Annotated in this window: 10 protein-coding genes; 6 read left to right on the top strand and 4 right to left on the bottom strand. The window is 47.8% G+C overall.

The window, feature by feature from the left end:
- Window positions 1-77: 77 nt before the first annotated feature.
- Window positions 78-350, bottom strand: coding sequence for a co-chaperone GroES (locus BM265_RS06815; protein WP_074960800.1), 273 nt, complete (start codon window positions 348-350; stop codon window positions 78-80).
- A gap of 470 nt (window positions 351-820) precedes the next feature.
- Here BM265_RS06815 and BM265_RS06810 point away from each other — a divergent pair, with 470 nt between their 5' ends.
- From BM265_RS06810 to BM265_RS06785, 6 genes are all read left to right on the top strand, one after another.
- Window positions 821-1,525 carry a response regulator transcription factor gene (locus BM265_RS06810; protein ID WP_013496874.1) on the top strand — a complete coding sequence of 235 codons (705 nt, stop codon included), beginning with the start codon at window positions 821-823 and terminating at the stop codon, window positions 1,523-1,525.
- Complete coding sequence (locus tag BM265_RS06805) at window positions 1,518-2,933, top strand: HAMP domain-containing sensor histidine kinase (protein ID WP_074960799.1); 1,416 nt, start codon at window positions 1,518-1,520, stop codon at window positions 2,931-2,933. The genes BM265_RS06810 and BM265_RS06805 overlap by 8 nt, the downstream gene beginning before the upstream one ends.
- A 66-nt stretch (window positions 2,934-2,999) precedes the next feature.
- Complete coding sequence (locus BM265_RS06800; RefSeq protein WP_074960798.1) at window positions 3,000-4,367, top strand: S1C family serine protease; 1,368 nt, start codon at window positions 3,000-3,002, stop codon at window positions 4,365-4,367.
- Window positions 4,368-4,972: 605 nt separating this feature from the next.
- Complete coding sequence (gene secA, locus BM265_RS06795) at window positions 4,973-7,684, top strand: preprotein translocase subunit SecA (RefSeq protein ID WP_074960797.1); 2,712 nt, start codon at window positions 4,973-4,975, stop codon at window positions 7,682-7,684.
- Between the two features lie 84 nt (window positions 7,685-7,768).
- On the top strand, window positions 7,769-9,031 hold the full coding sequence (locus BM265_RS06790; protein ID WP_074960796.1) for a DUF1015 domain-containing protein: 1,263 nt from the start codon (window positions 7,769-7,771) through the stop codon (window positions 9,029-9,031).
- Window positions 9,032-9,255: 224 nt separating this feature from the next.
- A complete protein-coding gene (locus tag BM265_RS06785) occupies window positions 9,256-11,628 on the top strand; it encodes a CotH kinase family protein (protein ID WP_074960795.1) in 2,373 nt (790 codons plus the stop codon).
- Window positions 11,629-11,779: 151 nt separating this feature from the next.
- On the opposite strand, the gene BM265_RS06780 is transcribed toward BM265_RS06785, so the two are convergent.
- The 3 genes from BM265_RS06780 to BM265_RS06770 are packed head-to-tail and all read right to left on the bottom strand — an operon-like array spanning window position 11,780 to window position 16,605.
- The gene (locus tag BM265_RS06780) at window positions 11,780-12,625 is read right to left on the bottom strand and encodes a zinc ribbon domain-containing protein (RefSeq protein WP_074960794.1); all 846 of its coding nucleotides are present in this window, start codon (window positions 12,623-12,625) and stop codon (window positions 11,780-11,782) included.
- Window positions 12,618-15,662 carry a YfhO family protein gene (locus BM265_RS06775; protein ID WP_074960793.1) on the bottom strand — a complete coding sequence of 1,015 codons (3,045 nt, stop codon included), beginning with the start codon at window positions 15,660-15,662 and terminating at the stop codon, window positions 12,618-12,620. The genes BM265_RS06780 and BM265_RS06775 overlap by 8 nt, the downstream gene beginning before the upstream one ends.
- Window positions 15,655-16,605 (bottom strand): glycosyltransferase family 2 protein, encoded by a 951-nt coding sequence (locus BM265_RS06770; protein ID WP_431767986.1) that lies wholly within the window; start codon window positions 16,603-16,605, stop codon window positions 15,655-15,657. The genes BM265_RS06775 and BM265_RS06770 overlap by 8 nt, the downstream gene beginning before the upstream one ends.
- Window positions 16,606-16,610 lie beyond the last annotated feature (5 nt).

Here is a 16,610-nt window from a genome sequence, read left to right as displayed (position 1 = left end):
TGCTTCCTGTTAGCTATGAAGAATGATGTGAACTATGGTAATTATAATATTTATCTATGCCTGATGTACCTATGCAGTTATTCAACTACTGCAAGTACGTCTTCCATTTTAAGAATGGTATATTCCTGTCCGTCTACCTTGACATCTGTGCCGCTGTACTTGCTTACCAGTACCTTGTCACCGACCTTGACATTCATTTCTACGTCCTTCTTGCCGGGGCCAACTGCTACTACCTCAGCTACCTGGGGCTTTTCCTTAGCGGAGCCTGCGAGAATGATACCGCTTGCTGTGGTCTCCTCAGCTTCGGTCATCTTTATAACGACTCTGTCCATAAGGGGTTTGATATTCATTTTAATTTCCTCCTCGTATATGTGAAATTATGTGTTGCAAAATGTTGTTTTAGCACTCTTGATATCCGAGTGCTAAGTATATTGTACCACGATTTTTATAAATTGCAATACGTCTATCTGATTTTTGTAGATTTGCACAAATAGGTGTTTGCAAACACCATGAAAATTGTGTTAGTATGTGTCTGTTATTTTATGAAGTTTTATGTTATAATTACTATAATTAGTAATGTGATAAAAATCATCTGTTGTTGACTTTGTGATTATTCTTTGAATATTTTTAAACTCGCTCTATTGAATTTATAGAATGTTCACAAAAAATTAGCTTCAAGTTCACAAAAGTTGATTGTAAATTTGTTATACTGTAATTACTAATTATTATTTAAATTATATTGTTGTCCCTTTAAAGGACGGCATAAAATTAATAGCTTGCAGTCCGGGTAAGTGGCTGAGGCGACGAAAGGAAGATGAATATGTCACTGGGAAGAGTCTTGGTAGTTGATGATGATAAGAATATCTGTGAGCTGCTGCGTCTTTATCTGGAAAAGGACGGATATGGCGTTATCCTGGCTCACGACGGTGAGGAAGCAGTCGTAAAATTCAATGCGCTGAAGCCCGATATCATTCTGCTTGATATCATGCTGCCCGGCATCGACGGCTGGCAGGTATGTCGTGAGATCAGAAAGAAGTCAAACGTTCCGATCATCATGATAACAGCTAAGGTAGAGACCTTTGATAAGGTACTGGGTCTTGAGCTCGGTGCTGACGATTATATCGTCAAGCCCTTTGATACCAAAGAGGTTATCGCGAGAATCAAGGCAGTTTACAGAAGAGTTGGTCAGTCCTCTGCAGAGAGCGAGATCAAGGAAGTCAAGTATGACAAGCTTTCTGTAAATATGACAAGATATGAGCTGAGAGTAAACGGTCAGGTAATGGATACTCCCCCGAAGGAGCTGGAACTACTGTTCCATCTGGCATCAAACCCCAACAGAGTTTATACCAGAGATCAGCTTCTTGACGAAGTATGGGGCTTTGAGTACTATGGTGACTCGAGAACTATCGACGTTCATGTAAAGAGACTTCGTGAAAAGCTTGAGGGCGTTTCCGACAAGTGGGCACTGAAAACTGTTTGGGGCGTAGGCTACAAGTTTGAAGTTTCCGAAAACAACAATGAATAACGGCAAAAGTATATTTACAAGGTACTTTGCGATTTGCTCAGCAGTAATACTGATAAGCTTTTGTTGCTTAGGAACAGTATTACTGCTTGTTTCTTCAAGGTACTTCTTAGATGAAAAAAAGAGCCTTATGCTGAAAGATGCCAGGGCTCTTGCTTCATATACACAGGAAAAAATGCTTGAGCAGCCTGACAGATGGCGCGAAGATGTGGCAGCAGAGATGAAGACCTATGCCATAGGCAGCAACTCCGATTATCTGCTGTGCAGCGACGATGGCTATGTGGTGGTGGCTACAGGCGGTGACGAGGTCGAAAGTATCGACCCAAATCTGCTGACAAAATTCAACGGCACCACGACATACTCCTATGAAGACCTTAACGGCGTGCTGGATGAAGTCTGCCATATAACGGGCGATTCCTTCTCAGCCAACGGTCCGAAGTATTATGTGCTGGCATTCTCTCCGAAATCGGAGCAGGACAACTACACCAAGAACATCATGGAGATATTCATGGTAAGTGCCATTGCCGTACTGCTGGTTGTAATGTTCCTGGTATATTTCGCTACGCTGAAGCTGACAGAGCCTATCACCGAAGTTGCGGAGATAGCTAAAAAGCTGGGTAACGGCGATTTCTCGGTGACGCTGCCGGAGTATACCACCAAGGAGTTCAATGAGCTTTCCATCGCTTTCAATGAGATGGCTGCCAACCTGAAAAGCTACGACACCATGCGCAACAGCTTTCTGGCAAACGTTTCTCACGAGCTTAGAACACCTATGACTTCCATAGGCGGCTTCGTGGACGGCATACTTGACGGTACTATCCCGAAAGCACAGCATAATTACTATATGAGGATAATATCCTCTGAGGTAGGAAGACTTACCCGTCTTGTAAAGAGTATGCTGAACCTTGCCAAAATAGAAGCAGGCGAGCTTGAACCCAACAAGACTTCTTTCCCTGTGACCGAGCCGATACTCGATACACTGCTGACCTTTGAGCCTAAGATAGATGAGAAAAACATCGATATCCGCGGGCTTGATGTGCAGAGGATAAATATGTATGCCGATATCGACCTTATACATCAGGTAATGTACAACCTTATCGAAAATGCCATAAAGTTTGTGGATAAGGGCGGCTATATCGAATTTTCCTTTGAGGACGGAGAGGATACGACTTCCGTTTCCATAAGAAACAGCGGTGAGGGTCTGGCCGAGGACGAGCTGCCACTGGTTTTCGACAGATTCTATAAGACTGATAAATCCCGAGGCATACACGCTCAGGGTCTGGGGCTGGGACTTAATATCGCACGCTCCATAGTCGAGATACACGGCGGAAAAATAATGGTAAAGAGCCTTAAGGGTGAGTACACCGAATTCACCTTTACCATACCAAAAGCCGAGAAAAACGAGGAATGATGAACGTCAGAGGACTGCTGTTCGCGGCAGTCCCCTTTTTACAGTTATATGAGAGGTGATACCCTGATGGATTTTGAGAAAGACCTCACCGAGAACACCCAAGGTGAGACCGCCGAAGAGGACATTACCGATGCTGCTGAAAAGCTGGCAAAGAACGCATCGGACAGCTGGGATTACAGCAGAAAATACTTCACGATGCCCAAAGGTGCGGTGGAAAATGATGAGATAGTTGACGGCGATTTCTGGAAAGGCATCACCCTGCCTGATGTTGATGAAAAGCCCCGCGGCAAAAACGTTGCAAGGCGCATCATTCTGAACACTCTGTTCGCTGTGGTATTTCTCGGCACAGGTTTTCTCATCGCCTGCGTAAGCGCAAGGGGAAAGGGCGTGGTATCTAACCTCGTCACCGGCGGCAAACATATGACTTTCAATATGAAACTTGCCGACCGACCCGAAGCCGCTGATGAACTGAAAGATGAATCGGGCAAATATACTGCACAGGGCATAGCAGAAGTCTGCGGTCCCTCTGTCGTATCCCTGGATATATTCACCGAGCAGAGCACCATAATGCCCTCAGGTAAAGGCAGCGGTATAATCATCAGCACCGACGGATACATAGTATCCAATGCCCACGTTATCGACAAAGCAAAAAACGGCATCAAAGCCGTGCTGAGCGACGGCAGGGAGTATGCGGCTGAAGTAATAGGCTCAGACCCGAGAACTGATATCGCCGTGATAAAGATACCTGCCACCGATCTTCAGCCTGCGGAATTCGGAAATTCCGATCAGGTAAAGCTTGGCGAAGACGTTGTGTGCATAGGCACCCCCGCGGGTTACAGACATTCGATAACCAAAGGCGTGGTATCGGGCACCGACAGAAGAGTTATCCCCGAAAATTCCACACTGGGCGTAAGCTGCCTGCAGGTCGATGCGGCTATCAACCCCGGAAACTCGGGCGGCGCAATGTTCAATATGTGGGGACAGGTCATAGGTATAACCTCATCGAAGCTCGCTTCCATCGACTACGAGGGCATAGGCTTCGCCATAACCACCAACGAGGCTAAATCTGTGATAGAAGACCTTATGGAAACAGGCACTGTAAAGGGCAAAGCACGTATGGGTATCGTGTTTGTGCAGATAACCGAAGCAACAGCCGAGCTGACGAATTCAACTCCCGGTCTCTGCGTGCAGAGCATAGCTCCCGAATGTGATGTTGCCAACACCGACCTTCAGCTGGGCGACCTTATCACCCACATCAACGGCACAAGTGTGAACGATATCGAAGATGTTCCTGCTTATGTAAGAAAGATGGAGCCGGGTGACGAAGTGACCTGCCATGTCATCAGAAAGACCGACGACAATGAGAAAGAGTTTGATATAACGTTCAAGCTGATGGACGACAGGAACACACTGGTAGAGGATACGGAAGAATAAAAACACTTCGCGGCAACAAACCATCGCACCAAACAAACTAAGCCGCGAATCAAAGCGCGCGGTTTATGCGACTGCGTCGGCATATGCCTCGCGCTAGCAGGCTTGCGGGAGTTTGAGGGCAGAGCCCTCAACTCAAGGCACCATGCTATAGTGCATAGCAAACTATAAAAGAACAGCTAACTCCCGACTAAATAGGGCGCGGCAATATCAAAATCATGAGCGTGGACAAATCTTGTGTTCACGCTCAAACTTTGTCCGTAAATTATTGCCGCGCCTGAAATCAACGGCGTTAGCTCGTTGATTTCTCGACCCGAGGGACGAGGGGCGAAAACCGGCTCACTATCTACTGAAGCAATTTATCGGCTATACCAACAAAGCCCGATTTTGTTGGTGGGGTGATATCTTTTTTCTGACAGATATCCGATTTAAACACTACAGAGTGCGGGTTGCTTATACATACGCACTGCGGCGGACAGCTAATTTGCTTTCACTAAAGCCTCAGTCAAGGTATTGACTTTTTCGGACGTTTAGTGTATAATATAATAGTCTATTTATATCAATAAAAGAAGGTTTCTTTACTGTACAATAAAAAGGTGGCTAGATAAATGGGATTACTTGACAAATTGTTCGGCAACTACTCCAAAAAGGAGCTTGCCAAGATCGAACCTATCAAAAATAAGGTGCTGGAGCTTGAGGAAAAGTATGCGGCTATGTCCGATACCGAACTGGGCGAACAGACCGCTGTTCTGAGAAAACAGGTCGAGGATGCTTCTGACCTGGACAAAGTTCTGCCTGACGCTCTCGCTGTATGCCGTGAAGCTGCATGGAGAGTACTGGGCAAAAAGCCCTATCCCGTTCAGATAATCGGTGCTATCGTTCTCCATCAGGGACGTATCGCCGAGATGAAAACAGGTGAAGGTAAAACTCTGGTCGCTTGTCTTGCAGCGTACTCCAACTCGCTGTCGGGCAAGGGCGTACACGTTGTAACCGTTAACGACTATCTGGCTAAATTCCAGTCGGAGGAAATGGGTAAGGTATTCAATTTCCTGAATACTTCCATCGGCTGTGTACTGTCAGGTATGGATAAGTCTGCAAAGAGAGTGGCTTACAACTGCGATATCACATACGGTACCAACTCCGAGCTGGGCTTCGATTACCTGCGTGACAACATGGTTATATACAAGAAGGATAAGGTGCAGAGAGAGCACGCTTTCGCTATCGTGGACGAGGTTGACTCCATACTGATAGACGAAGCAAGAACTCCTCTTATCATATCCGGTCAGGGCGATAAGTCCACCGAGCTTTACAATCTGGCTGACAGATTCGCAAAGACCCTGAAGCCCGTTACCGTTATCGAAATGGATGACAAGATAGATAACGACCAGCTGGACGGCGATTACATCATCGACGAGAAGGCTAAGACTGCCACCATCACCAAGAGCGGTGTTAAGAAGGCTGAGAAGGTATTCAATGTTGAAAACCTTATGGATGCCGAGAATATGACTCTGGCACACCACATCAATCAGGCGCTGAAAGCTAACGGCGTTATGAAAGAGGGCGTTGACTACATCGTTCGTGACGGCGAGGTACTTATCGTTGACGAGTTCACAGGCCGTGTTATGGACGGCAGACGTTTCAACGACGGTCTGCACCAGGCTATCGAGGCTAAGGAAGGCGTTGAAGTCAAGAGAGAATCCAAGACTATCGCTACCATCACATATCAGAACTATTTCAGACTTTACAATAAGCTGTCGGGTATGACAGGTACAGCTCTTACCGAAGAGGACGAGTTCAGAGAGATCTACAAGCTGGACGTTATCGAGATACCCACCAACAAGCCCGTAATAAGAAAAGACCACCCCGATGTTGTATACAAGACCGAGGCAGGCAAGTTCGACGCTGTTATCGACCAGATCGTTGAGTGTCACGAAAAAGGACAGCCTGTACTGGTCGGTACTGTATCCATCGAGAAGTCCGAGCATCTTTCCAAGCTGCTGAAGAAGAAGGGCGTTCCTCATAACGTACTGAACGCTAAGTATCACGACAAGGAAGCTATGATCGTTGCTCAGGCAGGTAAGTTCGGTGCAGTTACCATCGCCACCAACATGGCTGGTCGTGGTACAGATATCACTCTGGGCGGTAACGCTGAGTATCTTTCCCTTGCAGCACTCCAGAAAGAGGGCTATACCGAGGAGCAGGCTGTTGAAGCAGCAAGCTACTCCAACACAAACGATGAGGAGATCCTCACCGCAAGAAAGAAGTACAGAGAGCTTTACAAGAAGTTCGATGACGAGGTAAAGGAAAAGGCTGAGAAGGTAAGAGAGGCTGGCGGTCTCTATATCATCGGTACAGAAAGACACGAGTCCAGACGTATCGACAACCAGCTGAGAGGACGTTCCGGACGTCAGGGCGACCCCGGCGAGAGCACATTCTTCCTCTCCCTTGAAGATGACCTGATGAGAATTTTCGGCGGCGACCGTATCACAGGCATGATGGATACCCTCAACGTTGACGAGCATACTCCTATACAGTCGAAGATGCTTTCCAGCGTTATCGAGTCTTCACAGAAGAAGATCGAGGGCAGAAACTTCAATATCAGAAAGAACGTCCTCAACTACGACGACGTTATGAATACCCAGCGTGAGATCATCTACAGCCAGAGACAGCAGGTACTGGACGGCGAAGATCTGCATGATTCCATCGAGAAGATGATACATGACTTCGTTGACGACTCCGTCAATATGTATGTTCAGGGCGATATCGCTGATGACTGGAACCTTGTTGGTCTGAAGGAAAGACTCAACGGTCTGTTCACCACCGAGGACGACTTCAACTATACACCTGAGGAACTGGACGAAGTATCCCGCGAGGATATCGTAAATACTCTCCAGGAGAGAGCTCAGAAGCTCTACGATGAGAGAGAGGAAGAACTGGGCGAAGAACTTCTCCACGAGATCGAGAGAGTTTGTCTGCTGAAGGTAGTTGATACCAAGTGGATGGATCATATCGACGATATGGAAGAGCTCAAGAGAGGTATCAGCCTGAGAAGCTACGGTCAGAAGAACCCTGTTGTTGAGTACCGTATGGAAGGTATGGATATGTTCGATGCAATGATCGAATCCATCCGTGAGGATACTGTCAGAATGCTGTTCACCATCAAGGTAAGACAGCAGATAGCTCCCCAGAGACAGGAAGTTCTCAGACCTATGGAGCATCACAATATGACTATCCGCAACAAGAACAAAGTCGGCAGGAACGATCCCTGTCCCTGCGGAAGCGGCAAGAAGTACAAGGACTGCTGCGGAGCTAACGACTGATAAATAAGAATAATGATGAACAGGACGGCTGATGACCGTCCTGTTTTCGGATAACAATGAATATTGACGGAGCGTGAATAATATATGTCAACAGCATTCAAAGGGGCGGATATACTTCTGCCCAAGGATACGGATATGAATAAATGGGCAGTAGTTGCCTGCGACCAGTATACATCTGAGCCCGAGTACTGGGACAGAGTTGAAAAGTATGTAGGCGATAACAAAAGCGCCTATAATCTGATCCTGCCCGAGGTCTATCTCGAACAGCCCGGCGTTGATTACAGGATAGACAAGATACACCGCACCATGAAGGAGTATCTTGAAAAGGGCGTATTTGAAGAGTACAAAGATGCTATGATATATATTGAGCGCACTCAGTCCGACGGCAGAGTAAGGGCAGGTATCATCGGCGGTATCGACCTTGAACAGTACGAGTACTACAAAGGCTCGGAATCTCAGGTTAGAGCGACTGAGGCTACTGTCATCGAGCGTATCCCTCCCCGCATAAAGATACGCAAGGGCGCTCCCGTGGAGCTCCCCCACATCATGATACTCATCGACGACGCAAAAAAGCGCATCATCGAGCCCCTCGCCGATAAGAAGGACGAATTCAGAAAGCTCTACGATTTCGACCTGATGGAAGGCGGCGGACACATCACAGGCTGGCTTCTCGACAAGGAGACTGAGGAGATAGTTGTGAGCCATCTGGAGCAGTTCTCAAAGCAGGAAGCATTTGAACGCCGCTACGGCATCACAGGCAGACAGCCCCTCACCTACGCTATGGGTGACGGCAACCACTCCCTTGCCACAGCAAAGGAATTCTACGAGACCCTCAAACGCGCAGAACCCTCTGCCGATCTTTCCAACCACCCCGCAAGATACGCGCTGGTTGAGCTGGTAAATCTCCACTCACCTGCCCTTGAATTTGAAGCTATCCACCGTATAGTTACCGAGGTCAGCGAAGATGACCTGGTAAAGGCACTGACAGAAAAGCTGGAACTCTCCGATGAGGAAAGCGAGCAGAGCTTCATCATTGTACAGAACGGCGAGGAGAAAAAGGTATTCGTACATGCGCCAAGCTCAAAGCTGACAGTTGGTTCGTTGCAGAATTTCCTTGACAACTACACCAAAGAATTCGGCGGAAAGACCGACTATATCCACGGCGCAGAGGTAGTAAGGGAGCTCTCCAAAAAGAAGAACTCCATCGGTTTCCTCCTCCCCGATATGGGCAAGGATGAGCTTTTCCCCACCGTCATCGAGGACGGCGCACTCCCCAGAAAGACATTCTCCATGGGACATGCCGCAGACAAGCGCTTCTATGTTGAAGCCCGCAGGATAATCAAGTAAGTAAAAAAACAACAGGCAGTCCGTTTTGGAACTGCCTGTTTTCATGTTATAAAGGCTTGTTAGAGAACGAGATATACAATTATCCGAGCAGTATACCATACAGTACATAAAAAGTCAATCATCATCCAGACTTATATCTTCTGCCAATTGACTTTTTCAAATATTTTTAGTATAATAAAAAAAGTGTGTTAATATAAGATGATACTGAAATTGGGGGTGAGGTCATGGAGAATGGTACGGATAAAAAAAGGACAGCCATTGCTGTTGCAGCAGGTGCGGCGGTGCTTGGGCTTATTGCAGCTGCCGTATTTATTCTGACCCCGAAAACTCTGGTCATAAGCGAGATTTGCGCCGAAAATGACGGCAGTTACGAGGAAGCTTCTCTGCGGGACAGTGAGGGCAAACTTTGCGACTGGGTGGAGATATACAACCCTAACGTCAAAGCGATAGACCTGAAAGATTACACCCTCTGCCGCGATGGCAAATCCGACCAAGCCATTAGCGGAGGTACCGTACCCGCCCGCGGCTATGCGCTGGTATACTGCACCAAAAACGGCTTCGATGACCCCGATGTCATCACGGCGGATATCAAGATACCAAAGGACGAGGAGTGTACCATATCGCTGAAAAGCGGCGGTATCCCCGTTGACAGCATAACCGCCAAGCCTGCCCCCAAGGGCTATACGGTCTGTTCGGACAAGAAAGGGTCATACATCACCACGCCCACCCCATGCGCTGAAAACTCCAAAGTCAGGTGTGCTTCGCAGGTGAAACTTTCGCGGGAGAGCGGATTCTATCCCGATGCTTTCTCCCTTGAAATGACCGCAACAGATTCTGCAGGGATATACTACACTACCGACGGTACCGACCCCAGAACTTCGGACACAGCTGAGATATATACCGAACCCATCGATATCAAAGACAGGGCGGGGGACAAAAATGTGCTTGCCGCTATGGACCCCATGAAGATACAGCTGGAATACCGTACAGGCAAGGTGGAAGCCCCGAAAGATGAGGACGTTGACAAGGGCACGGTGATACGCGCCTGTGCTAAATCTTCTGACGGCGAATGGGGCTTGGTCAGCACGGCATCTTACTTTGTAGGACTCTCCCCCGCCGACCACAGCAATATGCCTGTCATATCCATGGTGACAGATCCCGACTCCCTATATGACCACGAAACAGGCATATATGTCCGCGGAAAGGTGTACGAGGACTACTACCCCACCGACCCCGACCACCTCTATAACGGCTCTATCCCTGCGAATTACAACCAGAAAGGCAGAGATTGGGAGCGTCAGTGCACCTTGCAGTTCTTTGAGAGCGACGGAAGCCTTGTATTTACACAGGATTCAGGTGTGCGCATACAGGGCGGCTGGTCAAGGGCTGATTATCAGAAATCCTTCAGATTCTACGCCCGCTCCGAATACGGCAACAACCGCTTCGATTACCGCTTTTGGCAGGGGCTGGATACTGCCGAGGGTCAGGACGATGACAGCTTCTCCACCTTTGTGCTGAGAAACGGCGGCAATGATTCAAACTATCTGAAATTCAAAGACCTGATGATACAGGATATGGCAGATGATGATTCCTTTGCCACCCAGACAGGCAGACCATGCGTCCTTTTCATCGACGGCGAATACTGGGGACTTTACGTTCTCCAGGAGGATTACTCTCCGGAGTATTTTGCCCGCCACTACGGCGTAAAAAAGAATTCCGTAGCCATATACAAGAACAACGAACTGGACGAGGGACTTGCCGAAGATGAGACCAGCTTCAACGATATGCTGAACTTCGTACTGGGCAAAGATATGAGCGATGAGGATAACTACCGCCATGCCTGCGAGCTTCTTGATATGGATGGATTTATCAACTACTGCGCCGTTGAGATGTATATATTCAACGACGACTGGCCGCAGAACAACTACGGCTGCTGGCGCTCAACGGACGGCAATGAATACGGCGACGGAAAATGGCGGTTCTTCATGTTCGATACTGAATCCTGCGCCTGCCACTACAATATGACAGGTGCTGAAAAGAATCTTTTTGAATATCTGGAGGAGAAGAAGCACAAACCCATTGCCAAGATGATACTCCACCTGCTGAAGAATGAAGAATTCCGCACAAAGCTGATAACAAGGCTGATGGATATGGGCAACTGCACATTCACGCCTGAGCGCCTGGAAAGCTTCATAAACACCTACAGCGATGCTTATCTTTCCGAAATGCCCGCATACTATCTCCGATTTCCTACCAACCGCACGGTAGAGCGTTCATCTATGCCGATGATATCCCGTATGACAAAATTCTTTTCAAACAGGCAGGAAAAGCTTATCGAATACCTGAGCGCTGAATATGACCTGGGCGATGCCAGAACAATAACCGTGGCCTCCGAAAGCGCCAACATTACTCTTAACGGCTGTGATATCGAAAAAAGCTGCGATTGCAGGTACTTCGACAACTCACAGATCACTCTGACCGCTGACCGTAAAGTCACATGGGAGATCACACAAAAGGGCAAAAAGACCGAAGAGATCACCGACCAGACTCTGACCATCAATGTTACCGATGATATCACGATAAAAGCAAGATCTTAATTGGATTCACACCATTCTAAATGACCTTTTGACGAACAAAATCAATAGTTGGCAGTATTCTTCCCCCGCCTACGACGAGGGAAGAATATATCTTAATGACATACAAAAAAGACTCTGTACCACGTGGGTGCAGAGTCTTTTAGTATACTTATCACATTCTGTATCCGCAGTTTGAGCAGAACAGCTCGTCATCGCCTACAAGCTCGCCGCACTTGGGACAAAGCTTTACTGAGGGGCGCTTAGGCCTCATATCAGAGGTATCAACCGATGCTGCGGGAGCTTCGGGCTGGTAGAAAGTCTCAGTATTTACAGGAGCCTCATTGTAGGTAGCAGGCTTTGTCTCACCTGTAAGACCCTGTACAGCCTGAGTATTTTCACCAAATCCGAAAGCGCTTTCCTGTTCATTGTTTTCGGGTTCAGCCACGGTGTTGTTTACAGGGGCGGGCTGAGCTTTTTCTTTCTTGCCGCCGCGTGGAACTTCTGCTGCGAAATCCTCACCGCCTACACGGGCAACGACTATGATACCCGAAAGTAGAAGCAGCAGACCTGCAACAATTGGCAAGCCTATCTTTCCGAGAGAAACAGCGCCTGCGAACTTATCGCTGTCGTAATTGGTCTTGAAATACTTATCAAAGAAATCCGTACCCAGCAGACGGTAAAGATTAACAGCAGGAGAAATGCACAGTGCAAGGCTCATGAATATATTCACCCAGCCGAACTCTCTGCCCATGCGCTTTGCCTTAGCCGCGCTGAATGCCCAGAACATCATCACCAGTGCGAAGACAGCCATGGCGATGTTCGCACTGCCGTCATAAACAAAGTCGATCGGATCAGGGGTCATATCATAGATCTGCCTTGAAAAGAACTGAGTATACAGCAGTCCCGCAAGGATATCGCCCGCTGCGGCACAAAGTGCGAACAGTGCAGCTATACAGGTCATAAAGCAGACCCCGCCGCCACTGTTGGTCAGTTTTTTCTTGTAGTTGTTTTTAGCCATCGTTACCATCACCTTCATCGGAATTATTGATCATATTATTATCATAACCTATTTGCGCCGTTTTGTCAACAGTATTTTCTGTCTTAGCGTCGTCAGAAATGTCATTATCGGCTATCTCTATCATCATAGGTTCGGGAACTTCCGCACCGCTGTATTTCGGTTCGGGCAGAGATACCTCCTCGGGTTCTTTATTAGCCGAATGTTCAAACAGCTTACGCAGATACTTTCCGTTCTTGATATCCGCCAGCGCCACCACCGCAAGGAGTATCACACCAAATATGGATATAACCAGCGATAGCCGCCAGTAGTTTGGCGAGAACTTCATTTTCACCGTATTTTCGCCCTCTTCAAGGGGTATCGCGATAAGACTGTCGTCCACCGCTTTCTGTGGCTTCACGGATTTTCCGTTTACCTCTATGGTCCAGCCCTCTTCGTATGGGATAGTCGTGAACAGCAGCTGACCGTCCTTTTCTGCGTTGACTTTGCCTGTAAGCTCAGTATCCGCAAACTCGGTGACTTCAAACACACTGTCCTGCATTTTCTCTACTGCCTTTGCAAAGCCGTCATAGTCGAAGCTGTAGAACAGCTTGTCCCGCCAGTAAGCTTCATTATCATCGTTGGCGATGGTTATGCGGATACGTATCTCCTGGTCTTCCAGGAACCTGCCTATCTTCATGATGGAGTAATTGTCCCCCACGAAGAACTGACCTACATATTCCATGTTGTATTCGTCATCAACATAGTCGTCTTCGGGCTGATACCAGATATTGCAGCTGCGCTCGTACTTTGTGGGCAGGTACATATACAGGTCGCTGTCCCTATCCATGCGCACCACGTAATCAACGTGACATTCCTTGTTGCGCTCATCCAGCGGATAGTACTTTATATGCCCGTCAGTAGTGTTTACGGTCTGTACGTTCTCAATGTCGCTGTTGATTATATCCACAGGCTTGAAGAAGTCGTACTCCTCGCCTGCCAGCGCATTGAACAAAATGTTCTGATTCTCAAAGGGGTCATCGTCACCCAATTCAACTTCGGAAAGGTCGCCCTTTGCAGCCACACCGAGACCAAGGGTATTCGGGTTCTTATAGAACTTGAAAGTCGTCGGGACAGTTTTCTTTTCGCCGTCCACCACTTTTTCATGATCTATGCTTATCTCGGTCTTGATCTTGTACTCAGGCGGCACTTTGTACCTGCTGCTGACGTACATATCATTACCCTTTTTGTCCATTATATACTTAATATCAAATATAGCATCGGTCATGGGGGTAGCACCGTCATATTTGGTGTAATGTCCGCCGTAGGCAAAGCCCAGTCTGTGCAGCATCAGCAGTGCAGGAGCGTTCATGGTCGAACTTGAATGTGAAAGGCTCTTGTAGCCTGTGCCTATGGCATCGTTAACGGTACGGTGGAAAGTAGCCTCCATACGGTAGAAAGGCTCTGGGTCATATTTCTCGATCATGTCCACAGCCTGCTTCAGGTCTGACATATAGGGCTCGTAGGAGCTGTATTTCGAGTATGAAACGTCGATATCTATCTTCTTGATAGTATCGATATTCACAGCAAAAAGCTCAGCTGTCAGCACAAGAGTCAGGGAGAATGCCACCCCGCGGGAACCAGGATATTTCCGTATAAGATACAGCAGAACAAAATAAACAGTAAGTGCTATCATGCTGACCCATATGCCCTGTATCACGTTGTATGGATCGCCATTGGGATTCTTGCGGGTGACAAACAGCTTGAAGTGGGAGTAGTTCTCTCTTTCGCACCAGAAAAGGAAGACCATCAGCCCGAAGAAAACTCCGCCGATATTCTTTGCGGTCACGCCGTCAAGATTCTCAAATGCCTTGAATGCCATGCACACCAGCATGAATGAGAATATGAAAGAATACCTGTAAGGCAGCCAGTTAGGCACCTGAAAACCGTGCATAGCCATATCCCAGGGCTTTATATACATCAGCACCGTGAGTATCACCGTGAGTACGGCATCGGCGGTCTTTTCCTTTACGTTTATCTTCTCGTTCATGAAATACAGTGGCACCAGCAGAAGTACCGCTGTTCCGCAATATATCATAGGCATACCCTCGGGATATACCGTATCATAGGTCATGGGGAAAAGCTTGGTGATGAAGGTGAGAAAATCAAACTGTGTCGCCAGTGAGAAATCAGGGTCTGTGAACTCGAATTTTCCCAGCTTCAGCGAGTTGTACACAGGGATCAGCACCCAAGCCGAACACATCAGCGCCACAACTGTTCCCGCGCCGAAAGCCAGACACCTCAGTATGAACTTCTTAGGCAGTGCCCTTTCGGGGTCCGAAAGGCATACATAGCAGAAATAGAAAAACGTGAATATACCCACCATATAGCCGATATAGAAATGCGCTATGAACATCAGCGCCAGCGGTATAATGTAGGGCAGAAGCCTGCCCTCATACACCAGCCTGCGCACACCGTGGCATATCAGCGGCAGATAGATAAGACCGTCCAGCCACATGGGGTCCATAAGCTGTACCACCATAAATGCCATCAGTGCGTACATCAGTGGGAATATCACCAGCGAGACTGTCTTGGGCTGGTGCTTTGCTGTCTTTTTCAGGAAAAAACAGCAGGTCACCGCCGAGGAGCCCACCTTTGCCAGCTGCATTATCAGTATCGCCGTCAGCATCATGTGCCGCGGGAGCAGGGCTATTATTATCATAAACGGGCTCGCCAGATAGTAGGCAAATATGCCGAACATCTCACCGCTCAAATTTCGTGACCAGTTGTATATCCAACTCTCCCGCCCCCAGAATGCTTCACGGTAATGCTCATAATAATAGACGTACTGTCCGTTAAGGTCAAGCACCAGCACGGAGCTGTCGCCTATTGGGTGTATCCTGAAAAAGGCATAGGAGCCGTACATTATGGCGGCAGAAAGGAAAAACACTGCCAGATAAAGCCTTCTGTCGATGCAGAAGCCGCCTATGCCCTCCACAAATCTTCTCAAAAAGCTGCCCCTCTTGTCATCAGGGGGGCTCAACTTCTTTATTTTATCCATTCTTATCTTTATCCTCTCTGAGGCTGACTATATCCCTTATTATATATCTAGGTCTCTGCTTTATCTCCTCGTATATCTTGGCGATGTAATAACCTATCACACCAAGGCTGAACATTATTATGCTTGAAGTAAGCAGCTGAAGGATTATGACCGTCGGGAAGCCTGCCTCGGAATTCCCGAAAAATTTGTTGTACAGCGTGTTAACGCCAAGTATCAGCGATACAACGAAAGTTATAACGCCGAATATGGTAACTAACTGCAAAGGTGCAGATGTGAAAGATGTTATGTTGTTCACCGCGAATTTTATCAGCTGGCTGGTTTTCCATTTTGACTGCCCTATCTCGCGGTCGGCCACTTCAAACAGCACTCTTTCGGTGCGGAAGCCCACCCAGCCCGACATTGCCCTGAAAAACGTCAGTCTTTCGGGCATACGGTTCAAAGCATCGATAACGCACCTGTCCATCAGCTTGAAATCGGAAGCATCCTGCATATCAAGTCTGCTGGTACTGCTTATCAGCCTGTAAAACAGCAGTGAGAAGCCCTTGTACATCAGGCTTTCTCTGCCCCTGTCCTTTTTGCGCCCCTCAACGATATCCACGCCGCCCTTTTCCCATATGCGGTACATCTCAACAATGGTATCCACAGGGAACTGCATATCGCAGTCGAATATAACGGCGCAGTCGCCCTTTGCAGTTTCAAGCGCCGCAAAAATAGCGCTCTCCTTGCCGAAATTGCGCGAAAAATTCACGGCGGTGATATGGCTGTCAGCCTTTGCGAGAGCTGTCATTTTCTCCCATGTCTTATCAGCCGAACCGTCGTTGACGAATACTATCTCATAATCTATATTATTTTTATCCATGGTACTGCCCACAGCGGCGGCAGTGCGTTCAACATTGCCTTCTTCGTTGTAGGCAGGTATCAGTACAGATATCAAATCATTCACTCCCG

The organism is Hominimerdicola alba (genome assembly GCF_900112155.1).
Lineage (GTDB): Bacteria > Bacillota > Clostridia > Oscillospirales > Ruminococcaceae > Hominimerdicola > Hominimerdicola alba_D.
Note: the sequence above shows the minus strand (reverse complement) of the source record. Positions and strands in the feature narration are given on the sequence as shown.

Coding starts and splice junctions, on each gene's coding strand:
- BM265_RS06815 (WP_074960800.1), bottom strand. CDS start 350: ATGAATATCAAACCCCTTATGGACAGAGTCGTTATAAAGATGACCGAA.
- BM265_RS06810 (WP_013496874.1), top strand. CDS start 821: ATGTCACTGGGAAGAGTCTTGGTAGTTGATGATGATAAGAATATCTGT.
- BM265_RS06805 (WP_074960799.1), top strand. CDS start 1,518: ATGAATAACGGCAAAAGTATATTTACAAGGTACTTTGCGATTTGCTCA.
- BM265_RS06800 (WP_074960798.1), top strand. CDS start 3,000: ATGGATTTTGAGAAAGACCTCACCGAGAACACCCAAGGTGAGACCGCC.
- secA (WP_074960797.1), top strand. CDS start 4,973: ATGGGATTACTTGACAAATTGTTCGGCAACTACTCCAAAAAGGAGCTT.
- BM265_RS06790 (WP_074960796.1), top strand. CDS start 7,769: ATGTCAACAGCATTCAAAGGGGCGGATATACTTCTGCCCAAGGATACG.
- BM265_RS06785 (WP_074960795.1), top strand. CDS start 9,256: ATGGAGAATGGTACGGATAAAAAAAGGACAGCCATTGCTGTTGCAGCA.
- BM265_RS06780 (WP_074960794.1), bottom strand. CDS start 12,625: ATGGCTAAAAACAACTACAAGAAAAAACTGACCAACAGTGGCGGCGGG.
- BM265_RS06775 (WP_074960793.1), bottom strand. CDS start 15,662: ATGGATAAAATAAAGAAGTTGAGCCCCCCTGATGACAAGAGGGGCAGC.